The organism is Bacillota bacterium (genome assembly GCA_013178305.1).
Classification (GTDB): Bacteria; Bacillota; Sulfobacillia; order JABLXB01; family JABLXB01; genus JABLXB01.
The window spans coordinates 111,773-135,057 of sequence record JABLXB010000006.1 but is presented as its reverse complement, the minus strand read 5'-3'; the positions used below and the strand labels follow the sequence as shown (position 1 = coordinate 135,057).

25 protein-coding genes are annotated in these 23,285 nt (G+C 58.3%); 22 read left to right on the top strand and 3 right to left on the bottom strand.

Annotation, left to right across the window (positions count from 1 at the left end):
* Positions 1 to 67 precede the first annotated feature (67 nt).
* Genes HPY55_12520 through HPY55_12495 form a run of 6 tightly spaced genes read left to right on the top strand, consistent with a single transcriptional unit; the run spans position 68 to position 4,505 of the window.
* The gene (locus HPY55_12520) at positions 68 to 361 is read left to right on the top strand and encodes a DUF1805 domain-containing protein (GenBank protein NPV71449.1); all 294 of its coding nucleotides are present in this window, start codon (positions 68 to 70) and stop codon (positions 359 to 361) included.
* A 35-nt stretch (positions 362 to 396) separates the two neighbouring features.
* On the top strand, positions 397 to 1,371 hold the full coding sequence (locus HPY55_12515; protein ID NPV71448.1) for a tripartite tricarboxylate transporter substrate binding protein: 975 nt from the start codon (positions 397 to 399) through the stop codon (positions 1,369 to 1,371).
* Positions 1,372 to 1,418: 47 nt separating this feature from the next.
* Complete coding sequence (locus tag HPY55_12510) at positions 1,419 to 1,895, top strand: hypothetical protein (GenBank protein NPV71447.1); 477 nt, start codon at positions 1,419 to 1,421, stop codon at positions 1,893 to 1,895.
* A 22-nt stretch (positions 1,896 to 1,917) separates the two neighbouring features.
* Positions 1,918 to 3,402, top strand: coding sequence for a C4-dicarboxylate ABC transporter permease (locus HPY55_12505; GenBank protein NPV71446.1), 1,485 nt, complete (start codon positions 1,918 to 1,920; stop codon positions 3,400 to 3,402).
* A 49-nt stretch (positions 3,403 to 3,451) separates the two neighbouring features.
* Positions 3,452 to 3,769 (top strand): TIGR04076 family protein, encoded by a 318-nt coding sequence (locus HPY55_12500; GenBank protein ID NPV71445.1) that lies wholly within the window; start codon positions 3,452 to 3,454, stop codon positions 3,767 to 3,769.
* Positions 3,770 to 3,824: 55 nt separating this feature from the next.
* Complete coding sequence (locus HPY55_12495; protein NPV71444.1) at positions 3,825 to 4,505, top strand: GntR family transcriptional regulator; 681 nt, start codon at positions 3,825 to 3,827, stop codon at positions 4,503 to 4,505.
* A 135-nt stretch (positions 4,506 to 4,640) separates the two neighbouring features.
* Here HPY55_12495 and HPY55_12490 read toward each other — a convergent pair whose 3' ends face one another.
* Complete coding sequence (locus tag HPY55_12490; protein ID NPV71443.1) at positions 4,641 to 6,413, bottom strand: hypothetical protein; 1,773 nt, start codon at positions 6,411 to 6,413, stop codon at positions 4,641 to 4,643.
* Positions 6,414 to 6,921: 508 nt separating this feature from the next.
* Between HPY55_12490 and crcB the strand changes: the two genes are divergently transcribed.
* Genes crcB through HPY55_12465 form a run of 5 tightly spaced genes read left to right on the top strand, consistent with a single transcriptional unit; the run spans position 6,922 to position 10,987 of the window.
* Positions 6,922 to 7,302: a fluoride efflux transporter CrcB gene (gene crcB / locus HPY55_12485; GenBank protein NPV71442.1), complete on the top strand. Its 381-nt coding sequence runs from the start codon at positions 6,922 to 6,924 to the stop codon at positions 7,300 to 7,302.
* Positions 7,200 to 7,430 (top strand): hypothetical protein, encoded by a 231-nt coding sequence (locus HPY55_12480; protein NPV71441.1) that lies wholly within the window; start codon positions 7,200 to 7,202, stop codon positions 7,428 to 7,430. Before crcB ends, HPY55_12480 begins: the two co-directional genes overlap by 103 nt.
* Positions 7,431 to 7,445: 15 nt before the next feature.
* The gene (locus HPY55_12475; GenBank protein ID NPV71440.1) at positions 7,446 to 8,414 is read left to right on the top strand and encodes a MoxR family ATPase; all 969 of its coding nucleotides are present in this window, start codon (positions 7,446 to 7,448) and stop codon (positions 8,412 to 8,414) included.
* A 1-nt stretch (position 8,415) separates the two neighbouring features.
* Positions 8,416 to 9,627: a DUF58 domain-containing protein gene (locus HPY55_12470; protein NPV71439.1), complete on the top strand. Its 1,212-nt coding sequence runs from the start codon at positions 8,416 to 8,418 to the stop codon at positions 9,625 to 9,627.
* Positions 9,608 to 10,987, top strand: coding sequence for a DUF4129 domain-containing protein (locus HPY55_12465; GenBank protein NPV71438.1), 1,380 nt, complete (start codon positions 9,608 to 9,610; stop codon positions 10,985 to 10,987). The genes HPY55_12470 and HPY55_12465 overlap by 20 nt, the downstream gene beginning before the upstream one ends.
* A 220-nt stretch (positions 10,988 to 11,207) precedes the next feature.
* Here HPY55_12465 and HPY55_12460 read toward each other — a convergent pair whose 3' ends face one another.
* The gene (locus HPY55_12460; GenBank protein NPV71437.1) at positions 11,208 to 12,440 is read right to left on the bottom strand and encodes an MFS transporter; all 1,233 of its coding nucleotides are present in this window, start codon (positions 12,438 to 12,440) and stop codon (positions 11,208 to 11,210) included.
* Between the two features lie 328 nt (positions 12,441 to 12,768).
* On the opposite strand from HPY55_12460, the gene HPY55_12455 reads away from it, so the two are divergent.
* The 8 genes from HPY55_12455 (at position 12,769) to HPY55_12420 (ending at position 17,780) form a co-directional block, all read left to right on the top strand.
* Positions 12,769 to 13,320 carry a hypothetical protein gene (locus HPY55_12455; GenBank protein NPV71436.1) on the top strand — a complete coding sequence of 184 codons (552 nt, stop codon included), beginning with the start codon at positions 12,769 to 12,771 and terminating at the stop codon, positions 13,318 to 13,320.
* 163 nt (positions 13,321 to 13,483) lie between these two features.
* On the top strand, positions 13,484 to 13,975 hold the full coding sequence (locus tag HPY55_12450; protein ID NPV71435.1) for a DUF134 domain-containing protein: 492 nt from the start codon (positions 13,484 to 13,486) through the stop codon (positions 13,973 to 13,975).
* A gap of 32 nt (positions 13,976 to 14,007) precedes the next feature.
* Complete coding sequence (locus HPY55_12445) at positions 14,008 to 14,379, top strand: NifB/NifX family molybdenum-iron cluster-binding protein (protein ID NPV71434.1); 372 nt, start codon at positions 14,008 to 14,010, stop codon at positions 14,377 to 14,379.
* A gap of 53 nt (positions 14,380 to 14,432) precedes the next feature.
* Positions 14,433 to 14,792 carry a dinitrogenase iron-molybdenum cofactor gene (locus tag HPY55_12440; GenBank protein NPV71433.1) on the top strand — a complete coding sequence of 120 codons (360 nt, stop codon included), beginning with the start codon at positions 14,433 to 14,435 and terminating at the stop codon, positions 14,790 to 14,792.
* A 44-nt stretch (positions 14,793 to 14,836) separates the two neighbouring features.
* Entirely contained in the window at positions 14,837 to 15,154 is a 318-nt protein-coding gene (locus HPY55_12435; protein NPV71432.1) for a DUF5320 family protein, read from the top strand.
* Positions 15,155 to 15,235: 81 nt separating this feature from the next.
* On the top strand, positions 15,236 to 16,147 hold the full coding sequence (locus HPY55_12430; GenBank protein ID NPV71431.1) for a P-loop NTPase: 912 nt from the start codon (positions 15,236 to 15,238) through the stop codon (positions 16,145 to 16,147).
* Positions 16,147 to 17,007, top strand: a complete 861-nt coding sequence (locus HPY55_12425) for a 4Fe-4S binding protein (protein ID NPV71430.1) — start codon at positions 16,147 to 16,149, stop codon at positions 17,005 to 17,007. The genes HPY55_12430 and HPY55_12425 overlap by 1 nt, the downstream gene beginning before the upstream one ends.
* Positions 17,004 to 17,780: an Mrp/NBP35 family ATP-binding protein gene (locus HPY55_12420; protein ID NPV71429.1), complete on the top strand. Its 777-nt coding sequence runs from the start codon at positions 17,004 to 17,006 to the stop codon at positions 17,778 to 17,780. Before HPY55_12425 ends, HPY55_12420 begins: the two co-directional genes overlap by 4 nt.
* 150 nt (positions 17,781 to 17,930) lie before the next feature.
* Here the strand turns inward: HPY55_12420 and HPY55_12415 are convergent, their stop codons facing one another.
* Positions 17,931 to 19,739: a sigma 54-interacting transcriptional regulator gene (locus HPY55_12415; protein ID NPV71428.1), complete on the bottom strand. Its 1,809-nt coding sequence runs from the start codon at positions 19,737 to 19,739 to the stop codon at positions 17,931 to 17,933.
* Between the two features lie 258 nt (positions 19,740 to 19,997).
* On the opposite strand from HPY55_12415, the gene HPY55_12410 reads away from it, so the two are divergent.
* The 3 genes from HPY55_12410 (at position 19,998) to HPY55_12400 (ending at position 23,081) form a co-directional block, all read left to right on the top strand.
* A complete protein-coding gene (locus tag HPY55_12410; GenBank protein ID NPV71427.1) occupies positions 19,998 to 21,332 on the top strand; it encodes a serine dehydratase subunit alpha family protein in 1,335 nt (444 codons plus the stop codon).
* Positions 21,333 to 21,613: 281 nt separating this feature from the next.
* Entirely contained in the window at positions 21,614 to 22,516 is a 903-nt protein-coding gene (locus HPY55_12405; GenBank protein NPV71426.1) for an AAA family ATPase, read from the top strand.
* Positions 22,476 to 23,081 (top strand): GTP-binding protein HSR1, encoded by a 606-nt coding sequence (locus tag HPY55_12400; protein ID NPV71425.1) that lies wholly within the window; start codon positions 22,476 to 22,478, stop codon positions 23,079 to 23,081. Before HPY55_12405 ends, HPY55_12400 begins: the two co-directional genes overlap by 41 nt.
* Positions 23,082 to 23,285 lie beyond the last annotated feature (204 nt).

Here is a 23,285-nt window from a genome sequence, read left to right as displayed (position 1 = left end):
ACGGATATCGTATCCGATATGCCGTATCGTCTGACAATTATGGACAGGAGGTGAACGCGTGGTAGAAATGGTCCCCTTGAAAGTGAGGAATGGTCTGTGCGTGGGCATTTCGGTCCAGCTCCCGAAAACCAACCTGCTAGCGATAGCTGCTCCCAGGGGTTACGTGATGTGTGGCCTGGTTGACCTGAAGCGCCTCGATGATCTGCACAGGGAGCGGGAAATCGTTGGAGCCAGGGTTACTGGCGTGAGGTCGCTGCGAGACCTCCTCGACGCAACCGTCGATGCCGCCACAGAAGCGGCGCGCTCACTTGGGGTGACCGAGGGTATGACGGGAGAGGAAGCGTTGAACCTGATGTTCTAGTATTGACTCAGCCGAATTAAGGGGGTAAGCGCAACATGCCACCAAAGAGAAGCGCTTTGTTGATCCTGGTCCTCGCGCTCGTGGTCGGGTTAGTCTTGCCAGGTTGTAGTAGTGGAAAGAAATTTCCCGCCAAGCAAATCGACATGATCATTCCCTGGCCCGCAGGCGGGGCCTCGGACCTGGCCGCCCGGCTGATTGCCAAGCACGCGGAAAAGGAGCTTGGCGTAGCCATAAGCCCCACCAATGTGGCAGGCTCTAACGGCGCCATGGGCTGGGCACAAGCCGCGAAGGCGAAGAACGATGGGTACACCGTCTGCCTGGCCACCTTCGACATCCTTACGAATCAGGCCATGGGCACGTCTCCGGTCAAGTACGATGATTTTGAGTACCTGATGCAATTCACGGCGCAACCCTTCGGCGTTATGGTGCACGGAGACAGCCAGTTCAAGACGCTTCAGGACCTTGTTGAGTCCGCAAAATCGAACCCCGAGAAGGTGAAGATCGGCACGACGCCCCTCGGCGGCGTATTCCACCAGGCGGTGGCGCTGCTCGAAAAAGCCTCCGGCGCCAAGTTCTCCGTAGTTCCCTTCAAGGGCTCGCCGGACCTCAATGCGGCGCTCCTCGGCAAGCACATAGATGCCCAGATGAACACGATTTCCCTGGCCGACCAGCACATAAAGTCAGGGACTATCCGGCTGCTCGCTGTGACGACAGACAGCCGCATGCCGGATTACCCGAACGCCCCAACGCTAAAGGAACTCGGGTACGACGTGGTGTACGAGTCCTGGCGCGCGATAGCAGTTCCGAAGGGAATCTCCGCGGATGTGAAGAAGGTCCTGGAAGATGCCTTCGTCAAGGCGTACAAGAACCCCGAGTTCCTGGAATCCGCGAAGAAATCGAAGTTCGACCCGTTCTTCAGGGATGCCGCGGAATTCAAGAAGTTCGTTGATAACCTGTATCCCAGGGTTGTCCAGGTGGTAAAGGACCTGAACCTGACCGGCAAGCAGTGATTACCCTGGCGTTCCGAAATACGACGAGGTCGAAAGTGGGGCAAACGATGAAAGCCAAACTGTTGCACCCTGATGTGGTGGCAGGATTGCTGGCCATCGTGGTTTCAGCTGTGTTCATCAATGCGGCTGGCAGGCTCCCATCCTTTGAGGTCAATCTGGCGGGGCCCGAGTTCTTTCCTCGGGTCTCCGCCGGCCTGCTCATTGTCCTGGCCCTCCTGCAAATAGCTGCAAAGCTGAGGCCGCTCACCGAAGATGGGGCCGAGGATGGGTATCGGGCCGGTGACGAAAACACTACGACAGTGCTGCTCGCCGTCGGGCTATCGGCCGCCTACTACTACGCAATGGTGGTCATAGGCTTCATGCTCTCCACGTTTCTTTACTGCGTGTCCCTCACCCTTGTCACGCAGGAGAAGCGGGACCTGAAACGCGCCGCGGGCAACGCGGTGATCGTCGTGGCGGTGGTTCACGTGGTCTTCTCCTACCTGCTAAAGGCGTCGTTGCCTGCAGGAAGCCTGTTTAGATGAACACCTTGAAGGGGGCGACCAGATGTCCCACCCTATAGCATACGCGCTACAAGCTGTGTTCCAGCCGTCAAACTTCCTGGTGATGATGCTGGGGGCCGTGATAGGGATCGTCTTCGGCGCGGTACCGGGGCTCACGGCTACGTTGGCGATCGCTCTACTGATCCCGTTTACGATTGGCCTTCCCGCAATTCCTGCCCTGCTCCTGTTGCTGGCGATATACTGTGGAGGTATGTACGGCGGCTCAATCACCGCCATCACCATCAGGACACCGGGGACTCCGGCCGCGGCGGCCACAGTCCTCGATGGCTATCCGCTCGCCCAGAAGGGGCAACCCGGCAAGGCGATCGGGGCCGCCCTCATCGCTTCGACCTTCGGAGGGCTGGTGTCGGCGCTGATAATGATATTCCTCTCGCCGCCGCTCGCGCGTTTCGCCCTGGCGTTCTCGCCTGCCGAGTACGCCGCGGTGGGAGTGTTCGGCCTGACGACGGTGTTCGCGGTTTCCGGAAAGTCCCTCCTGAAGGGCGCTATGGCGGCGGCCTTCGGCCTGCTCCTGTCGACTATCGGCCTTGACCCGATCCTCCCGGTGCCGCGGTTCACTTTCGGCAGCCTGGCGCTTGCTGGAGGCGTGCCGTTCCTGCCCGCCGTGATCGGCTTCTTCGCGATGGCGGAGGTGCTCCGGCTGGCTGGAGCAAAGAACCGGGTACAGGTTGTTAACACGAACATAGGCAGGGTGTGGCCGACGCTGGACGAGCTGAAGAGGATACTGAAGGCTGCCGTCCGCGGAAGCCTCATAGGTACGTGGGTCGGGATTCTCCCGGGCGCCGGGGGCACGATCGCGGCGTACATGGCATACGGGGAAGCAAGGCGCACATCAAGGAATCCCGAACTATTCGGCACGGGTATTATCGAGGGGATCGCCGCGCCTGAATCGGCGAACAACGCTGTCTCCGGCGGCGCGATGATACCCATGCTTACCCTGGGAATTCCCGGAGACGCCGTCACCGCGGTGTTGCTGGGCGCCTTGACGATCCAGGGTCTCCAGCCCGGGCCAATGCTGTTCAAGGATAACCTCGACGTGATCTACCCGATCTTCGCCGGAATGATACTGGCCAATCTGATCATGTTCGCGGTAGGATTCTTTCTCATCAAACCGGTAACCCTGATGGCCACCATCAGGAAGGAGTATCTTGTCGCTACCGTGGCGGTGTTCTCGATAATTGGGGCATTTGCGGAGTCGGGCTCCACGCTGCAGGTGATGTTCGCCATAGCGTTCGGGGTGCTCGGCTACTTCATGGAGAAATACGGCTATCCGGTAGCGCCGGTGGTACTCTCCCTGATCCTCGGACCAATGATCGAGAACGCGGTAAGGCAGGCGCTGATCATGTCACACGGGTCGTGGTCCATCTTTGTGACGCGCCCCATCAGCGCTACTCTACTCCTGGTGGCGGTGCTTACGATGGCGGTTATGGTCCGCCGCCAGCTCGTGGACCGCCGCGCGCAGGTTTGAACCTCGGTCAAACAATCTACCTGTGGCTATAGTGCTGGGGGGTTGAGAAATGAAGAGGGTGGCCGAGATAACCCGAGAAGTCGAGATCGTTGCGAGAGAAGTAAAGGGCCATTGCGCGGCAGGCATCAAGCCGGGTGATAAGATCGTCCTGAAGGGCGCCAACATTTGCAAAGAGAAATCCGGCCCCATATGCGGCTACGCGTTTTGCGGGTTGTATCCCGTGGTTTTTGCCGTCCGGCTGGGTGTCGACCTCGACAATCTTGGACTTGAGGGCCGCCTCTGGCAGTGTGCCGACCCGGGTCAGCCCTACACACCCGGGGGCACGGTGCTGTTCGAAGTCCGCCCGTTCAAGGGGCTTAAGGAGTAGCTGGCCCGACCGCCGCCAGGCCGGGCGCCGGTTTCGTGGGAGGTCTTAGCCGATCATGGCATCGCTTGAACCGCTTGAAGGGGCATTGCCCCTCACCGAACGCGCGTATCAGAGTATCAAGGCCGCCATTATCAACCTCGTGCTGAGGCCGGGCCAGCCTCTTGTGGAAACGTCGCTGGCGCAGCAGCTGCACATTTCCAAGACGCCGGTGAGAGATGCCCTCCGCAAACTCGAGAAGGAGGGACTGGTGGTCTTCTATCCATACAAGGGCTTTTACGTCGCCCCGATTTCGCGCGAGGATATACGCGAAGTGTATCACCTCAAGAGCCTTCTCGAAGGCATGGCGGCCCGCGTGGCTGCGCGTACGCTTACCAAGGAGCAGATCGAGGAGGCGGAAAGCCTGATCGAAGGGGCTGATGACGCCATCCGGAGAGGGGATGAGGACGCCTGTAGGGCCCTCGGCGACCAGTTCCACAGGTTCCTGATCGCGGCAGTGAGGAACAGGCGGCTTGAGGCCCTGATGGACAACCTGAGTGACCACCAGGAAAGGTTCTTCAAGCTGATCTTCGGGATACCCGGAAGGCTCCAGCGCAGCACACTCGAGCACAGGCGGGTATTCGAAGCGATAGTAGAGGGAGACGAGCTCAAGGCCGAAGCCGCTGTGCACGCGCATATGGAAAGTTTCATTCAAGAATTTCTTGAAAACGAAAAAATCAAAGAAATCACTGACCCATAAAGGAATTGTCCTCGTTCTGTCACGGGACGGCCGCGCCGCATAACTTACGATAGTACGGACTGCGGTTTCGCGGCGGAACGGGGTGTTCTTGTTTGAGGCCCCCCGGCGAAATCGTTCGCCCTGCGCAGAGGTGTTTCACCTGCTTCGGCACGAATCCCCGACCGCGGCTGCGCGGGGCGGGGAGATGTCAGCGATCTTGGCACTCAGGTTGTCGAGTTCCGAGACCCGGGCCGATATTTCCGCCCTGCCACTCTTCTGCCTTTCGAGTGTTTTGTTGAAGAGACCCTCCGTAAGCGACAGGAGATCCTGGAACCGTCGCTGCATCTCTCTCTTCAGTAGAGAAGTACTATTATTCAGCCGCGCTAAGACATCATACCGGATTCTCCCACACTGCCGGTCGACAAGCATGTATGCCTTTTCGGTGGTTGCCCTACGAATCATTTCCCTGGCCACCCTCTTGGGCAAGAACGATTGGAGAGTCCCAGGCTTAAGAGGCAGGAGCGTGGGCAGCTCATCGAGCCGGAAGTAGAAGTCCGTTTCTTGTTGAAAGTGAATAGGCTCCGAGCGGATTTCGATCTCCATGTTGTACAGTCTTGCGGCAGAGGCCTTGATATCCGCGATGCGCGGCGCTATCCTGCATGCGAGGTGACCGGCAATCTGCCTAAATCGATCTTCTGCTAGGCTGACTGCGGCCTCCCGAAAACTGGTGAAATACTGAAGGATCCTAGCCTTGACAAATTGGGTGAGTATCTCGGGTAGGTTCTTGATAGAGGCATCTTCGGTTTCGCTCCAGCAGATGTCGAGCTCTCTCGTAATGGATGCGGTTGCCTGAGCCTTGAAGTTCTCGATTTCCTCGATGACTTCTGCAGACAGTCTCTCGACTTCGCCATCTAGAATCCATTCTGCTTCCATCTGCTCCCTCTCGATTCTCTTGGCCAGATCCGAGAACTCCTGTGCTTTGGCCGCAAGCTCGTCATACGGAGTGGTAATGGCCTTACGTTCTAGGGAGAGAGCAAGTTCGAGGTCCGCCAGGAGGTTCGCGGTCTTCCGCCCAACTGATTCAAGCAGAGTCTCACCTTTTCCCTTAACCAGGAATCCACCGATGTCAGATTCGAATGCGGGCAGCATGCTCTCGTGAAGTATCTCCGTGTTACCGCTTTTCTTTGCCTCGAGAGCCAGCCTCGCCGAAATGGGATATAGTTCAATTCCAGCGCTCCCCACTTCGGAGGCAATGACCCCCTGCGTGAAGGTTAATGACTCGGCCATATCCTCCTCAGCCAGGTAGTCGACTTTGTTCTGAACGAAGAAAATCTTGTCTACATACTTGCGTACATCCCGTATGAAATCACACTCCGCTTTGCTGATGGGCGGATCAGCCGACACAACGAATATGGCTGCGTCTGCTTTGGGGATGTATTCATACGCTGATTTCGTGTTGTGCATATAGGTAGAACCGACGCCAGGAGTATCAACGAGAACCAGGCCATCCGCCAAGAACGACGACTGAACAAATGCCTCAACTTTACCCACGCGTTTCCGGTTGAGAGGGTTGTATTTCTCGGTGGCGTACTCGTGAATCTCTTTGAGATCTATGGTTTTCTTGCTGCCGTCCATAAAATGCACCATCGCACAGTCATTCTCGGCGTATGCGATTTCGGTTGCCACTGATGTCAAAGGGGTAACCCCTGCAGAAACGACCTCTTTCCCCAGCATGGCGTTGATGAGAGTCGACTTACCCCTCTTGAACTCTCCTAATACTACCAAATTGAATCGCCCCTGGCGCAGTTGTTCGGATATCTGTTCTGCCGCCTGTCGTACCTCAGGCCGTCCGGCACCTTCGGCTACTTCTTGAACTAACGATAGAGCCTTCAGAAGGGCAGCTTTTTGAGATGCGTACTGCTGAAGCATTGGAGTCCCTCCATCACAAACAAAATAGCCCCTGTCAACACGACAGGAGCCATCAACCCGTGAACGTAAACCCCCGACTCGTCCGGGTAATTTCGGCGAGCCCCATCACCTTTAGGTGGTATTGTACCATTTCTTCAGTCGCCGATGCAACCAAGCGCGGGCTCCATGTGCGGGCTCCACGTTAGTGAGGGCGCAGTGGAGGAGTGGATAGAAGCGCTCCATCATCCCCTTGCTGTCGTTAGACGGAGGGCAGCTTTCTTTCTGGGACAGGTCGGTCCGGTCGCTTCGAGCAGTACCCCCTCTGTAGGTTGCAGCCCAACGGTCCATAGGCTATAATTCAGAACAGTATAGGCGATGGGGCTCGCCAGGTGTCCTCTGTGATGATGGCTCCTACGGATAACCGTGGGAGCCTTACTCATAGTTGGGAAGCGTCATGGCCACTCAAGACTGGCCAATAGAGCAACCCAGGATTGGACTAAGAGGTTTACGCTTTGACGGGGGTTGAGGCATGCTAGTAGCAATCGCAGTGGGTGGAGCATTCGGCGCAACACTAAGATACCTTGTGTCGCTGTACTTTGGGAGCCTGCTGGGAGTGATTTTCCCGTGGGGCACACTGGCTATCAACCTCTCGGGGAGCTTTTTTACAGGAATGCTCCATTCGTTTACGCTCGCCGGCACTTTATCCTCTCAATCTCGGTCCTTTGCGGCCATCGGGCTGCTTGGTGCCTTCACGACATTCTCGACGTTCACCCTGGAGTCTCTCATAATGCTTCGGGAAGGCGACGTATTCAGGGCCATCGTTTACATGGTTGTTTCGACGGCTTTAGGGGTACTAGGTGCTTTCATTGGATTGGGTACCGGCCAAATGCTGGGAGGTGGAGGTATGTAGTTGTGAGAATTGAAGGATTTGGGGCGGACAGTCGGATACACTCGGCGCGATTACTAGATCTATCAACCGATTTGCCTTTGCTAGTTGAGATTGTCGACAGGCGCGAGCGAGCGGCCAATAGCGCGTAGGAGGAAGAATCCTTGATGGATATGTTCACTGCGTACTCTCTCATCCGTGAATTGAAGACCAATGTTCGGAGAGCATTCGTCGGTAGAGAGGAAACCATGGACCTTCTCGTTGTTGCCCTGCTAGCGGAAGGGCATGTACTGCTGGAAGATGTTCCGGGAATAGGGAAGACCACGCTGGCGAAAGCCCTTGCAGAGTCCCTCGATTGCTCGTTCCAGAGGATTCAGTTCACCCCCGACCTGATGCCATCGGACGTGACTGGACTCAACTACTTCAACCAAAAACTGGGGGAGTTTCAATTCCGGCCTGGGCCGGTTATGGCGCATATCGTCTTGGCGGACGAAATCAACAGGGCCACTCCTAGAACACAGTCCAGCCTCCTGGAAGCCATGGGAGAGCGGCAGGTGACGGTGGACGGAGTAACACGCGAGTTACCTCGGCCGTTCATGGTCCTGGCAACGCAGAACCCCATCGAAATGGAGGGCACGTATCCATTGCCGGAGGCACAGCTGGATCGGTTTATGCTTAGGATTAGCCTGGGCTACCCTGAAAGGGATCTGGAAATGGGTATTGTCCAGCGTTTTGGAACACTCGACCCGCTATCGGACCTGGCCCCAGTGCTCTCGCCGGAACAGGTACTGGGACTGCAAGGCGCCGCCAAGACTGTCAGGGTAACAGATGTGGTACTGGGCTACTTGGTCGATGTTGTGAGGGCAACGCGAACCCACTCCTCGTCCCGCCTGGGCGCCAGTCCGCGGGCGACGCTTGCCATGTACCGGTGTGCCCAAGCCCACGCGCTCACCCAAGGGAGGGATTTCGTAGTACCCGACGACATCAAACGACTGGCCGGGCCGGTATTTGCTCACCGCCTCCTTCTGAAAACCCAGAGCCGGCTTGCGGGTGGGAACGCGGAGAGGCTCGTAGGGGAAGCGCTCGATTGCACACCCGTTCCGGTGGAAGACCTTGCTGGAATGCCGGTGAGATGACATGTTCTCCGCCTCATGGACCCCGTTGTTTATCGTGCTTGGTGTCTTAAGCCTGCTGTGGAAGCAGCGCCTGCTGTTCATGGCGAACGTATCGGTGCTGGCCATAAGCCTGGCTGCCTATAGCTGGGGAAAGATCAGCCTGAAGCGAGTATCTTATAATAAGGAGATTCACCCGCTCAGGACTTTCCCAGGGGAGCCGGCAACCCTGACTATAACCCTGGAAAACCATAAGCTCCTGCCCATCACCTGGCTTCAGATGGAGGAAGATGTTCCAGAGGACCTGATCCTGAAGGGAGGACGCCTGGGTATCCATTATATCCCCGGGCGCAAGAGACTGCTTTCCTTCGTATCGTTGGGCTACTACGAGCGGGTCCGCCGCCAGTATGAAATCCGGTTCCCCCGGCGCGGCTATTACTCTCTCGGCCCAGCCAGGCTCACGTGTGGAGACCCTTTTGGGTTCTGCAAGGAAACGCTGGCGCTCAAGGATACGACCCACCTGATTGTCTATCCGAGGATTCTACCCCTGGAGGCACTGGGGTTACCAGCGCGGCGGCCGCTTGGTGATACCAGGGTCAGCGACCGGCTGCTGCAGGACCCATCCTTCGTAGCCGGCATACGCGACTATGATCCTTCGGACAGCTTCAAGCGCATTCACTGGAAAGCGACTGCTAGGACAGGGAGCCTCCAGGTCAAGGTATATGAGCCCAGGGCCGAGACCTGCACGGCGGTCTTTTTGAACGCCGCCACATATGACCCTCCCTGGCTGGGATTGGACGTTGACCTTCTCGATCAAGCGATTACCGTAGCCGCCTCAGTGTTCAGTCTCTGCCTTGAGAACCGTTATGTGGCAGGAATCTTCTCAAATGGTTGCGTCGCGGGCACCGGCACAGGTTTGAAGATACCCCCCAGCCGTTCCCCCGAAATGTTGGAGGAGGGACTCGCGGCACTGGCCAAGATGCATGGCCCATCCGGTTCAATTTGTACGTTGTTGGATTCGGAGGTTCCGGGACTTCCACCTGGTTGTGGCGTGGTACTGGTCACAGGGTTCACAAACGAGGAGCTAAGAGACTCCATCCTGGCCGCCAGGGATACCGGTCGGCAGGTAATCGTACTGCTTGTGGGGCAAAATGCTCACCTGGATCAATGCCCGGGGGTAACCGTGCGTCGAGTCCATTTAGATGGGGGTGCACCGCTTGAGCTCCAGATCGGGTAAGCCGTTCGGCGTCACGGATGCGCTGGTCCTGGCCATGGAGATGGCTCTTTGGTACGCCTGGGAAATCGTCATCTTCTCCGCCGTGGGTTTAGATGCTTATGTTGAGAAGCCCGTACTGTGGGTTCAGGCTCTGGCGATCACTGCTGGGTCCCTGGTGACGGAGAATCTTTACCAGAGAAAGGTGAGCCTGGGTTACCTTCGGGCGGGCATTGGGGTGAGCGGGCTGGTTTCCACGGCAGCTCTCGCAGCGATTCTCGCACCGGCTCCCGGAGATGCATTTACGACCAGTCTAATCATCCTTCTTTTCCTCTGGTGGCGCGGGGCTGTGGTTGTGCAGTATTACCGGAATCATGGGGCGCTGAGCGAGCAATTTGCCAGCCTTACACTGCGATTGATCTTGTTGCTTATCCTGTCGCCCATGATGGGCTTGCCCAGCGACTCTACCGGACGGTTGGTCCTTTGCATGGCGAGTTTCTTCGTCGCGGGATTACTGGCACTGGCAGGCACAAGTATGTCGGCCATCATCCTACAGGCCGAGGAGGTGGGACAGCCGGGGCCCCCCCACGGGAAAGCCTGGCGAAGAATCGCCATAATCGCGGCGCTGGGCGTGGTGGTAGTTCCAACCGCCGCTGGTTGGCTATTGGCGGGCCGTGATGTGGTTGGGGCCGCCGCTGTCGTTAGACGGTTCCTCCTGTGGATTGCCGGCGTACTGTTAGGAATCGTGTTGCCGATTGCAGTGATAGTGGGGCGGGTCATTGAACCCCTGATGCGGTGGATCGCAAGGCGTCCCGCGAGACTCCCGCCGATCGGGGTAACCATCTCTTTCGCCGACCAGCTCAAGGAAGAAACCCTGCGCAGTCTTCCGCCATGGTTGGTCGGGCTTGTATTTGCGCTGGGCATTCTTTTTGTCGCCTATGTCATGCTGTCCATCTTCATGAGCTCCATCTGGCTCAGACTGGAACCCGAGGAGGAGGGCGTCTTGGAAACCCGTGAGTCCATCTGGTCCTGGGCTGAATTACCGTGGCTGGCTGCCGGGCACCAGACTTGTGAGCCGGGGTCCTGTGGCGAACCGGCAGATGGAGGAGACCCTTCTCGAGTAAGGACAGCCTACCGCCGTTTGCTTGGCCTGGGGGCCAAGGTAAACGCCGGACGCCGAAGTAGTGAGACTCCGTATGAATACCTTCCCAGGTTCCTGGCTGCCGCCCCTGCGCCGCGGGGGGCAGTGGAGTTCCTTACCAACCTTTACATCCGTGTCAGATACGGAGCATACACAGTCGAGGCTGGCGAATACGAAGAGCTTGACCGGTGCCTGGCGGAGATTGTGCGGTCTGTAAATAGAATAGGAAACAACAGGGTATGACACCTGGGAGTATGGGGGACAGATCAAGACCGGCGCGCCGCGGTTTGCTGGCAGAGTTCGCGGATGTTGCGTGCAGGCTGGCAGGGCTGGAGCTGCACTCCAGTAGGGCTAGGCCCTACTGGAGTGTTCTGTCGTTTTGACGTGCCGGCACTAGAATCGGTGTGATGCGGCATATGGCAGTTGCAGATCCCACGCCCGCGCGTCTTCAAGTGTAACGCTCCTACCGAAACTGGCTCAGCACCAGGGCGCCGGCCAACATCATGAACGCCGAATACGCGAAGGCCATCGGCGGGCTTGCGTTCCATAGGCCACCTACCACTAGGCTTGAAACCAGGTCGCCAACCCCGTTGACGACGCCCAGCAGCCCAAGAGCGGTGGCTCGTACTCCGGAGTCGGGTACAAGATCCGCTGTTAGTGCCCCTTCAAGGGTATCTTCCACCGCAATATATAGTCCAGCGCCCGTGAAGAGCAGAAATAGTATGGGTAACACGTAGTTGGGGAATGCGAACAGTGCCGAAAAGCCAAGCATGGTAACCGCGCCAATTGCATATCCGAAGACGAGAACATACCTACGACCTAACCGATCGCTGAGGAGTCCGACCGGGTACGAAAAGAGCGTGTACGACACGTTCCGGAGGACATACAGTATCGCAGCCACCTGCGCCGCTCTGGTGATGCCCCAGGATGGTTTCAGAATCTGGGTGGCCGCAAGTATCAAGAGGGTATGTGAGAAGTCTCCTATTCCAAATGTGGCGATGCCGACCAGGTATCTCCGGAATCCCGATGGCATGCGGTGTAAGGTCGCCCAGAACTTGTGTTGAGATTTCCCGGCGCCGTGTTTCTCTTTGACTAGCGAAGCGAACGCAACCGCGGACCCAACGCCGGGCAGAAGGGTTAGCAGGAATATGCCTCTTAATGCAGGTACGCCGGAGCCAGGGCCGGCTTGCTTGAAGAAGCCCAACAGCGCGGCTGCCGTGAGGGGTCCCACTATAGCACCCAAGGTGTCACCCGCGCGGTGAAACCCAAACGCCTTCCCGCGATCCTTCTGATCCACTGAATCCAACAGCATGGCATCGCGCAGCGGTCCTCTCACGCCGCGTCCAAGCCAACCAAGTGCCCTGGCAACCATCACAAGCGCCCACCCGTTGGCGAACGCAAACAGCGATAAGGCTACACCGGTTATGAAGTATCCGGCGACCACTATGCCTTTCCTGCGGCCAACTTTATCCGAATACCAGCCTGCGCCTAGCTTTACAAAACTTGAGAGCGCATCCGATACGCCCTCAATCGCCCCAAGAACCAGAGGGGGCGAACCAAGCGCCGTCAGGAATGATGGAAGTACCGATGTCGCCATCTCGTGGCTGGTGTCGGAGAGGAAGCTCGTAACGGCCATCCCCCAGACGTTCCTGTTGAGCCACGACGAACGGGTTGTACTTGCCCGCGCGCTTGCCATGAACCCACCCCATTTTCTTGTAGAAGCAAAAAGCCCCTACAGGTAATTGTAGGAGCTATCACGAGGGCTGATCTCGAATGAATGGGCGAGCTCCATCGCCACCTCTCTAATATTATGCCTACTCGGCTTCCGCGACAATCCAGAATGTGGGCATCAACCCCCGCGCGCCTTGCAATCCAGGGATGTCTCAATTATAATTCAACGTAACACAGGCGATGGGGCTCGCCGGATTCTTCGCAAGATGATAGCTCCTACGATTGCTCGTAGGGGCTTTCTCGTTTACCACCGTGGAGGTCCAGTGCTGCGAACCTATCTGGGGGGCGATAACGTGAAGCGTCGCTTTATCCAGGCTGTGTCCGTAGGAAAGAACACCGCCGACCAGGCAATCACAGGTGACAACAATGTCAATGATATGTGCCCGGACATGCTCCGTACAGAGGAATATCTCCGGACAGCGGAACTTATGAACGAAAGCCAACGGCGCAGCCTATCGGTTATCCTCGCTCTGCTTGATGAGGCCCTTTTTGACTTTGAGGCCTGGGCGGACGGTCGGGAGCGGCGAGGTATTATGTATAGCGAAACAAACGACTTGAGCCCGGCACAGAGGGAAAAGGTTCGCCGTCATGTTATTGCCCTGAGAGAAGAAGTGGACGTCTTGCGCAGTGATCTAAACCTTCAGATGCGCACGCAATCTGTGCGTGCAAGTATCTTTGCCAGGGCGAGCAGCCTATGGGAAGGGTTGGTGGACTCCGAGCCTCGCCGATTGCGACGATATGGTGAGGTAAATCCGGAGATGGAGGAGTATCTGGCTCCCAGGGTAAAGGCGCTTGTTTCGAGACTTGAAGAAATAATTTCCTGCCTGAGGATGGGTGCTAAATAGCAAGCGCTCTGCACAATGCGGCGATCGACTATCTAAGAAGGCAGAGGTTGATCGGGACTTCTTGGTAGATACGCGGTCGGGGTCTTGCGTTGGGCAGACTTAGATCATATAATGGGTATAGATGCACATCCTAAGTCGTACATTAACTTATGGAGGGATGACGTTGCCGAAACCACCTAAGCGGCGTAACGTTGCCTTCTTCCCATATGTGAGGTACTTCAAGCCGGCGGGGGTTCCGATGGCCGACCTTCAGGAAGAGGTATTGACCGTGGAAGAGATGGAGGCCTTGCGGCTGAAGGACCTCGAAGGGTTGGACCAGGACTCTTGTGCGGAGAAGATGGGCATTTCACAGAGTACCTTTCAGAGGATGCTTGCCGCTGCCCGATTCAAACTCGTAAGGGGGCTGGTGGAAGGAAGGGCTATCCGCATCGAAGGCGGCAACTACGAACTGGCAGGGAACCGGTTGAGGTGTCTCGGGTGCGGTAAGGAATGGGAGGCGGGAGTCGTCAAAGCGGATAAGGAGGACGAGGAAGCCCCCGCGTTAACGTGTCCGAGATGTGGGCGGGGACCTGTGGCGGTAGTTCTCGGCCGCACAAGTGGACCGCCGGCGGGAGCTCCGTGGGGGCGTGGATACGGGCCGAGGCGGCGTTGGTAGCACATTTTACTTTGTGAGGGGAGGCTGGTGAAATGAAGGTTGCGGTCCCCGCACAGGGAAAGGGGATGGATTCCCAGGTCGATCCCAGATTTGGCCGGTGCCTGTATTTTGTCGTGGTGGACACTGAGACGATGCGGCACGAATCGTTGCCCAATCCGGGAGTTGACGCGCCTGGAGGGGCGGGAATGAAGACTGCTCAGGCGCTGGTGCAGGCGGGCGTCTCGGCGGTTATCGTGGGTAACGTGGGTCCCAACGCTATTTCCGCACTTCAGGCTGCAAGGATTGACGCGTATTCGGGGGTCAGTGGGACCGTAGCGGAAGCTGTTGAGGCGTACAAAGGCGGCAATCTGGCTCCGATCACTGGCCCTACAGTATCCCAGCACTTCGGCGCCGGCCGCATTTGAATTTTGAAGCCAGCGAGGTCTATCGCTTATTCGACGACGTTGGGGGTGATCTGATGAAGATAGCAGTGGCCACGGAGGGGATAAACGTTTCGCCGCACTTCGGAAGGTGTCCCGAGTACACGTTATTCGAGATTGAGAATGGCGAGGTAAAGAGCCGCACGATAATTCCCAATCCGGGGCATGAACCGGGATTCCTCCCGGGATATCTTGGGCAGCTTGGAGTCTCCTGCATAATTGCGGGCGGCATGGGGCCCAGGGCCCAGGCGCTTTTCAGTGAGCAGAAGATCGAGACCGTTACCGGGGTATACGGAAGCGTTGAGAAAGCGGTTGCACAGTACCTCGCTGGAACCCTTGAGCGGGGCGAGAGCGCCTGCGACCATCCAGACTCCGATGGGTGCGAGCATCACTCCTAGGCCTGTTGGCCTTGGTCGACAAAGAGCGATAGGAGGTGAGACTGATGCTTCGTGGCAGGGATATCTATGGTCCTGGCTTCTGGAAGGGCGGCGCTGGTAGGCCCGGACTGGGGGGCTCCGGAGGTCTCTGGGGGGCGAACTGCAGGCTTTACCCATGGCTTCCCAGGAGGTGGTGGGCATTTGTGCCCGCACTTGCAGGGGCTGGCGCGCTGGCGGCCTGGGCGCCGTGGAGACAGGCAGACGTACCGCAGGATGAAGGCGAGTTTCTGCGGAGGCAGGCCGAACTGCTGAGAACCGAGCTGAACGACGTGGAAAAGCGGTTGTCAGAAATCGAAGACCGCGGCAATAAGGACCGGGAATGACGAGTAACCCCGGATCGGTGATCGAGGCGGCAGGCGGTGGCCCCTCGCCGGCCTGCCGCCGTTTTCGGGGGTGTTCGGGGTATGAAAGTATGCGTTGCGAGCGGCAAGGGCGGGACTGGCAAGACGACCGTCGCGGTGAATATGGCGTTCGCGGTGAGCGGTCTCGGGGAACCGGTTCAGCTCATTGACTGCGATGTGGAGGAGCCGAACGCTCACCTATTCGTAAAGCCATCCTGGACGGTCAGGCGGAGCGCATTCACCCCCGCACCACAGGTCGACGAAAGCCGCTGCACCAACTGCGACGTATGCTCAGAGGTGTGCCAGTTTCATGCCATTCTCGTTTCTCCGAATAGGGTGTTTATCCTCGACGAGCTGTGCCACTCTTGCGGGGCGTGTGTAGAAATGTGCCCGGAGAAGGCGCTCAAGGAGACTCCCAGGCAGATAGGCGAAATTGAGGAAGGGATTAGGTCCCGCATACGCTTCGTACACGGTAGGCTGACTCCAGGCGAAGCAATGTCCCCCCCGCTAATCAGGCAGGTCAAACGGCTGGCATGGGAGGAAGGAGCTATCATACTGGATTGCCCGCCCGGGACTTCCTGCCCCGTTGTGGAATCGGTTAAGGGCTGCGACTTCTGCGTTCTTGTCACCGAACCTACCCCGTTCGGCCTCAACGACCTGGAGATTGCGCTGGACATGCTGAGCCAGGTACGCATACCGGGTGGGGTAGTCATCAATCGTTGCGACCTGGGCACTGGCGAAGTATCGGAGTACTGCCGCAAGGCAGGCATCCCCGTTCTCATGCGCATGCCGTATGATGAAGACCTGGCGCGGCTCTACGCGAGAGGGATACCGGTCTCCACCGTCTCCCGCGAATGGGAGGAGTGTTTCCGCATGCTCTGGGACAGGGTTGCCAGTGCAGCGGGCAAGCCGTCGTGCGAGCCAGGCGCCGGGCTGAGCGGTGCGCACAACCGTCTCGGGCAGGTGACGGATTGATGAAAGAGTTGCTGTTGTTGAGCGGAAAAGGTGGGACGGGAAAAACGTCGATAACGGGTTCTTTTTCCGCACTGTCTGGTGACTCGGTCCTTGTGGATTGCGATGTGGACGCTGCTGACCTTCACCTGATAGTGCATTGCAGGAAAGGGCCTGAAAACGAGTTCGTGGGATCCAGGAAAGCTGTGATCGAGTCATCGAGATGCTCCGCATGCGGCAAGTGCATTTCTGCCTGTAGGTTCGAAGCTATCAGCGGGTATGTGGTGGATGAAACGTCCTGCGAGGGGTGTGGGCTGTGTGTACGGGTGTGTCCGGAGAACGCTATAGAGATGGTGGACAGCATCTCCGGTCACTGGTTTCAGTCAGATACCCCTTACGGCCCGCTCATACACGCGCGGCTGGTGGCCGGCGAAGGAAACTCAGGTAGGCTCGTGGCGGTCCTGCGCGAGAGAGCCCGGCAGGTGGCAGAGACGACCGCCAAGGACATGGTAATCCTGGACGGACCACCGGGCATGGGGTGCCCTGTCATGGCATCGATGGCAGGGGTCTCCCTCGTTCTACTCGTGATCGAGCCCACGGTGTCCGGTTTTCACGATTTCCGCCGGATTCTCAAGGTTTGCGAACCCTTCGGCGTAAATACCGCAGCCTGCATAAACAGGTTCGACCTGGATGAGGCGGTCTCGAGGCAGATCGAGAGCAGGTGCCGCAAGAAGGGAGTCCCCGTCTTAGGGCGGATTCCTATCGACCACGACGTGACGAGAGCTATGGTTCAGGGAATGCCGGTAGTGGAATATTCGAATGGACCGGCTGCAAGAGAGATTCAGTGCATGTGGCAGAGGATACAGGAGGCGTTTACGGCATGACAGGAAACGAGGGCATTTCCAAACTCCCCCAGGGCCAATTGAACGACATACAGCACGTGATAGCCGTCATGAGTGGTAAAGGTGGCGTGGGCAAGTCATCGGTGGCTGCGCTTCTTGCCGTCGAGGCGTCGAGGCATGGCTACGCCGTCGGGGTAATGGATGCCGATATCACCGGCCCCAGCATTCCGAGAATGTTTGGGCTGTCTCAGAAGGCAGAGACCACAGGCTTGGGACTGGTGGCGCCCAAAACCAGATCCGGCATACGAGTGATATCGCTTAATCTGCTATTAGATCATGAAGACGACCCCGTAATCTGGAGGGGCCCCCTTATCGCTTCGGCGGTGAGACAGTTCTGGACGGACGTCATATGGGGCGACCTAGACTACCTGATTGTAGACCTGCCCCCAGGGACTGGCGATGCTCCTCTGACGGTGATGCAGTCGTTGCCGGTGGAAGGGGTAGTGATCGTCTCGTCACCGCAGGGCCTCGCCGGCATGGTTGTGAGAAAGGCCATCAAAATGGTCAAGCAGATGGACATCCCTGTTCTGGGAGTAGTCGAAAACATGGGTTTCGTAAGGTGTCCCAAGTGTGGCGAGAACATCTATCCATTTGGAGAGCCATCTGGTCAGGCACTCGCCGAGACTACCAACGCAAGGTATCTGGGGTCCCTGCCACTTGACACGGATTTTGCGAAGGCGTGTGACAGCGGTCTAGTTGAGGAATACCGGGGTGAAGCGAGCATAAGCTTCGCCAATGTCCTGGGGAAGACCTGATCGGCATCGTGGACACGCTCCCTGGAATGCAACTACGCTGGCGATCACTCCCTGCAACCGGGGTTACCTCGATGGTCGAAGCGAGTGATCGCCTTACGGCCACGTGAGACCTCCCAGGCTCCGCGGGGTAACTCCGTGGCGGGGACTCCGTCACAAGTTATCGAGACCATAGCGCTTGATCTTTCGGTATATGCTGGAACGACTCATCCCAAGCTCCCGCGCGAGCAGCTCTTTTGCGTTAGGTGCATTCCCGTATCGCCTCAAACCCTCGGCGATCGCTTCTTTCTCCCACTCGTCGGCGGGCATGAGCAGGCTGCCAGATGCCGGATCGAGCGATACTCCCATCGGACTATGTGAGGATTTCTTGCGGATGCGCGGTGGCAGATGCGCAGGCTCGATCACGGTACCAGTGCAGGCATGCAGCATGTATTGAACGGTGTTTTCCAGTTCGCGCACATTGCCGGGCCAGGAGTACTCGCACAGCAACTTCCTTACGGATGGAGAGATCTGCGTCTCAAGGTGGTTCATACCTCGAGAGTAGCGTTGCAGCATAGCGTCGAGAAGGAGTCCGATGTCGCCCTTACGCTGGCGCAAGGGTGGGATGTGAATAGGTATTACACTTAGACGATAATAGAGGTCCTCACGGAATTCGCCCTGTCGTACCATCGTCTCAAGGTCTCGATTGGTAGCCGCCACTACGCGCACATCCACGTAGACAGTGCACGTGCCCCCGATCCTCTGGATCTCACGCCTATCGAGAGCCCTCAGGAGTTCTGCCTGTAACCGTAGAGAACAGTCGGCCACTTCGTCCAAGAAAATGGTCCCACCAGCAGCCAGCTCGAACTTCCCGGGCTTGCCGCCCCGTTTGGCACCTGTAAACGCTCCCTCTTCATAACCAAAGAGTTCGGATTCGAGGAGGTCTTCAGGGAGAGCCGCGCAGTTGACAGCCACGAAGGGTCCATCAGACCGGGGGCTATGGTAGTGGATAGCCCGGGCAAAAAGCTCCTTACCCGTACCGCTCTCTCCTGCCAGGAGGACTGTAGCGTTACCAGCGGCGGCAACAAGGGCCATTTTCTTTGCCTCTTGGAGGCGTGGATCATTGCCCAGGATGTGGTCGATGGCCCTGTCCGGCTGGCGCTCCGAAATCTCATAAACCATACGATGGGCTTCTTCTGCGGTTCGGAGAAGGGCTACCGCTCCCACGACCTTGCCCTGGCTGAACAGGGGAGTCCCTGTACTGATATGGCGCAATCGTCGCGACCGGCCGGGGAGGATGACTTCCCTGTTGACGTGGGCGGTTCCGGATTTCAGGATCCCCAGTACAGGTGCTTCGGGAATGAAGTCAGCCAGCGGCTTGCTCACAACACACTGATTGTCGAAACCCAGAGCCTCGTATGCCACCCGGTTGCAGCACACAACGATCCCCATGTCGTCGACAGCTATGATTCCTTCTGCAATTGCGTCGACGATGCCGTTCAGGCGGTCACGTTCTTCCGCCAGCTTGCGGGAAGTGACTTCACTACGTAGGGACATGGCTACGAGTCTCGCTATGTGGTGGAGGAATGAGGAGTACTCGACCTGACGGTGGACGATTCGTTGCCGCTGCTCCTCAGTGAATGCGACCAGCGACAAAACCCCGACGGGCTGGTCTTCCAGGGACAGTGGGAAAGCCAGGTGACACGTCTCACGACAACGGTCGTGTTTGTCGCACGTCGAGCACGCCGGATCCTCGCGCGGCCGCGAAACGAGGCAGGGAGCACCTGAACGCAACACGGAACCGAAGGAACACAACAAGGGCAGCTGCTCGTCCACCACGCTGCTGTAGGCGCCGGTACCCGCCACTCGCACCAGAGACGCGTCCACGATTGTTACATCCAAGTCCAGGATGGTGGACACCGAAACGGCTACTTCCTGAAGAAATGATTTCATGGGTTGTGTCGCCAGGAGGTTGCTCGTCATCTGTCTACACCCCAGACATCGTCATCAGAGTGAACCCACAGCTCGTTTTCGGATAGTAGCCGCCTATCTTATTTGTCGCGACATGCGATTCCCCTGCTGAAGTGTCGTGTCAAAGTGGGATATTCTCATTCTGCGACAACAGACGCCCGGCGAAGGCCACTGCTATGCACGTGTTCTCCTACCCGGGCAGATTGGTACGGATCTTGCTTCAGGGGGTTGAACGCATGCACTGAGGATACTGCAAGGGGGAGTGCTCCAATGACGGAGGAAGCAAGCCTTCTGTTGGCGTTGGTACGGCAAGGGGCTGAGAAGGCGACGGTTTGTACGGAGCCAGCCATGATAGCCTTCGCGGCGGCCAAATCGAAAAGCCTGATTAGCGAATCCCCCGCCCGCGTGGAGGTAACCGTAAGCCCTGGAGTAATGAAGAATTGCCTGGCTGTCGGTCTTCCGGGCACCGACCGGAAAGGTCCGGAAATCGCGGCGGCCCTTGGAGCTGTCGTGGGTAGGCCTGAGATGGGTCTAGAAGCCCTAAGTGGTGTTGATCCACGTACTGTGCGGGAGGCGCACCGGCTCCTGGACAGCAACAGCGTGAAGGCGAGCTGCAGTCTCCGTTATACGGGCGTGTATTGCCTGGCAAGAGTGGTGGGGGCAACCAGAACAGCAGAAGTGACTATAGAGGGCAATCACACACGTATTACCAGGATGATGGTAGACGGACAGGTCGTCGTCGAGCAGCCTGTGCCCCCAGAAGGCATGGACAAAGGAGACCCGGCACCAAGTAGATGGTCTTCCATGGAATCCGTCAAGCAATTCTCCTACGGTTTTCTGCTTGACATGATCATGTCCGCGGACGTGGACGAAATCCAGTACCTGCAAGAAGGTGCTTTGTCGGCGTTATCGCTGGCGGAGCAGTCCTTACATGGAGGATGTTCTGTCTCGCTACCGGACTTTCCCCATGCTCTTTCGAACATCCTTACCTGTGCCCCCGCAAAGGATGAGGTTGGGCGTAGTCTCATCACAAAGGCTCGATTGTGGGTGGCCGCAGCGGTTTGCGCACGAATGGCGGGCGTTATATGGCCGGTGCTTACATCCTGTGGAAGCGGCAACCAGGGCATATCGATTAGTATTCCCGTCCTTCTGGCGGCAAGAGCCGTCAACGCCGGGCCAATCAAAGAGGTTAAGTCTCTGTTGCTGGCACACGCTACAAATCTCTATGTTAAGGCTTTTACTGGAAATATATCTGCACTGTGTGGAGCGGTAAGCGCAGGGGCCGGAGTGGCTGCTTCGGTCTGCTGGCTAATGGGAGGTCACAAGAAACAGGTGGAGGGAGCAGCTCAAACGGTGATAGGGAACCTCTATGGGATGCTATGTGATGGCGCCAAGGCCAGTTGCGCCCTCAAATGCGCAGCCGGGGCTGCCGAGGGCGCCCTGGCAGGGCAGATGGCGGTGAGCGGGGTTTTCTCGCACGGTGAGGCCGGTATTGTCGGCTGCTCCCTCGGAGAGACCTTATGCACGATTGGGTCTTTCAGTCCAGTTCTGAACCAGGTTGATCCACTGATAGTCGGGGTCCGAGGAGCCCGGATCGAGGGATGATGGTGGGCTTGGATCTGCAGATCCTGGAGAGGATGGAACTCCGCCGGTAGCGTTCTTTCGCGGTTCCCCTTGGCCATCCTCTCTATCGGGGTCTGGTTCCTTGGGTATGACACCGCAGCAGGTCGTGTTGTCACTATGCTGATTCACCATTCTGTCACGGGAGGCCGGCGGCGCATAGCTTATAGACGGCGGGGGATAGGGGGAAGCCGGTGTTGAGAACCTACGACGAGATCGTGCGCCTCTTCGAGGATGGCAAGGTCGGCGCGCCCGAGGTTTTCAGGATGCTCCGCGAGCACGGCTCCAGCCCCCCGGCGCCCGCAAAGACCCCACCTTCCATGCAGCAGGACCCGCTGGAGGAGCTACATTCCCTTGTCGGCCTCACGGAGGTCAAAGCGCTGGTCAGGGAGACCCACGCCTTCGTGGAGGTTCAGCGGCGCCGGCAGAGGGTGGGTCTCGCCACGGAGCCCACCGTACTCCACATGATATTCACCGGCAATCCGGGTACCGGCAAGACGACTGTAGCGCGGATACTTGGGAGGATCCTGAGGGACGCGGGCGCGCTTGAGAAGGGCCACCTGATTGAGGTCGAAAGGGCGGACCTGGTGGGGGAGTACATAGGCCATACTGCGCAGAGGACCAGGGAGCAGGTCAAGAGGGCGCTGGGCGGGATGCTGTTCATCGACGAGGCGTATTCGCTCGCGCGGGGCGGGGAGAAGGATTTCGGCAAAGAAGCCATCGATACGCTCGTCAAGGCCATGGAGGACCACAAGGGCGATTTTGTTCTGGTCCTGGCCGGGTACCCGGACGAGATGGAACGGTTCCTCTGGACCAACCCCGGGCTCAGATCGAGGTTCCCGCTCCACCTGGCGTTTCCGGATTACAGCGTTGACGAGCTCCTGGATATCGCGGGTGTAATGCTCAGGACGCGCCAGTACACGCTCACTCCCGAAGCGAAGGGCGCGCTCGCGGAGCACCTCGCACGCCTGACTGCCGCCGAATCCGTTCCCTCCAACGCGCGGCTCGTCAGGAACCTGATCGAGCGGGCGATCCGCAGGCAGGCGGTAAGGGTGGTCGAGCGGGAGATATTCGAGCGCGATGCGCTGATGACTATCGCTGAGGAAGAAATCGGGGAGGCCGCCGGACTTGAGGGACTGCATCATAATCGGGAAACCCAACGCCGGTAAGACGTTGTTCCTCATAAACTTCGCGGAGTACATAGGCGCCAGGGTCCTGCAGTTCGCGCCGGCGCCGCGAGGGGGGACTTACGAGCTTTCCTGCTCATTCGAGACCGCGCGCAGCGGTCTCGTCGAGCCAACGCCCCACACCACGATGGAAGTGCGTCCCGCAGTGCTTCGCATCAGAGTCGGCAAGGGGATAAGGGATTTCTACCTCACCGATACGCCGGGCATATCCGAGGGCATCCACCCCGACCCCGCTGCCAGATCTGCAATGGCCCAGGCCCTGAAAAGGCTCCGTTCCAGCGACGTCGTCCTGCACGTCGTCGACGCCTCGAAGGCCACCCAACCGGGCGCTCCGGAGGCCCTGGGCGACGTCGACCTGCAGATAGCGGCATTCTCCAGGACCAAGCTCGGCTACGCGGTGCTGGCGAACAAGATGGACCTTTACGGGTCCGAGGCCGGTCTCGCCTACATAAGGCGGATGTTTCCGGCGTGCGTGGTCATTCCCACGTCGGCCGCGCGAGGTACCGGCTTCCGGCAGGTGAAGGCATTCATAGTACAGCACGTCTGACCGCCCTTGCTGGAGGCGCGGTAGACTGTGCCTTCCGGAGTGAAGTCATCCGAGGAGGCGTTGAGCCTTGGTTCCGGGATCGCCATTCTCCTGGCAGGCATGGCTGTTGCTCGCGAGCGCGGCGGCTCTCCTCGCGGCCGTGGCGTTCGCCGCGGGGCGGCGCGCGGGATTACGCCACGGCACCCGATGCGGCCGGGCTGAGGC

Coding starts and splice junctions, on each gene's coding strand:
- HPY55_12520 (NPV71449.1), top strand. CDS start 68: ATGGTCCCCTTGAAAGTGAGGAATGGTCTGTGCGTGGGCATTTCGGTC.
- HPY55_12515 (NPV71448.1), top strand. CDS start 397: ATGCCACCAAAGAGAAGCGCTTTGTTGATCCTGGTCCTCGCGCTCGTG.
- HPY55_12510 (NPV71447.1), top strand. CDS start 1,419: ATGAAAGCCAAACTGTTGCACCCTGATGTGGTGGCAGGATTGCTGGCC.
- HPY55_12505 (NPV71446.1), top strand. CDS start 1,918: ATGTCCCACCCTATAGCATACGCGCTACAAGCTGTGTTCCAGCCGTCA.
- HPY55_12500 (NPV71445.1), top strand. CDS start 3,452: ATGAAGAGGGTGGCCGAGATAACCCGAGAAGTCGAGATCGTTGCGAGA.
- HPY55_12495 (NPV71444.1), top strand. CDS start 3,825: ATGGCATCGCTTGAACCGCTTGAAGGGGCATTGCCCCTCACCGAACGC.
- HPY55_12490 (NPV71443.1), bottom strand. CDS start 6,413: ATGCTTCAGCAGTACGCATCTCAAAAAGCTGCCCTTCTGAAGGCTCTA.
- crcB (NPV71442.1), top strand. CDS start 6,922: ATGCTAGTAGCAATCGCAGTGGGTGGAGCATTCGGCGCAACACTAAGA.
- HPY55_12475 (NPV71440.1), top strand. CDS start 7,446: ATGGATATGTTCACTGCGTACTCTCTCATCCGTGAATTGAAGACCAAT.
- HPY55_12470 (NPV71439.1), top strand. CDS start 8,416: ATGTTCTCCGCCTCATGGACCCCGTTGTTTATCGTGCTTGGTGTCTTA.
- HPY55_12460 (NPV71437.1), bottom strand. CDS start 12,440: ATGGCAAGCGCGCGGGCAAGTACAACCCGTTCGTCGTGGCTCAACAGG.
- HPY55_12445 (NPV71434.1), top strand. CDS start 14,008: ATGAAGGTTGCGGTCCCCGCACAGGGAAAGGGGATGGATTCCCAGGTC.
- HPY55_12440 (NPV71433.1), top strand. CDS start 14,433: ATGAAGATAGCAGTGGCCACGGAGGGGATAAACGTTTCGCCGCACTTC.
- HPY55_12435 (NPV71432.1), top strand. CDS start 14,837: ATGCTTCGTGGCAGGGATATCTATGGTCCTGGCTTCTGGAAGGGCGGC.
- HPY55_12430 (NPV71431.1), top strand. CDS start 15,236: ATGAAAGTATGCGTTGCGAGCGGCAAGGGCGGGACTGGCAAGACGACC.
- HPY55_12425 (NPV71430.1), top strand. CDS start 16,147: ATGAAAGAGTTGCTGTTGTTGAGCGGAAAAGGTGGGACGGGAAAAACG.
- HPY55_12420 (NPV71429.1), top strand. CDS start 17,004: ATGACAGGAAACGAGGGCATTTCCAAACTCCCCCAGGGCCAATTGAAC.
- HPY55_12415 (NPV71428.1), bottom strand. CDS start 19,739: ATGACGAGCAACCTCCTGGCGACACAACCCATGAAATCATTTCTTCAG.
- HPY55_12410 (NPV71427.1), top strand. CDS start 19,998: ATGACGGAGGAAGCAAGCCTTCTGTTGGCGTTGGTACGGCAAGGGGCT.
- HPY55_12405 (NPV71426.1), top strand. CDS start 21,614: ATGCTCCGCGAGCACGGCTCCAGCCCCCCGGCGCCCGCAAAGACCCCA.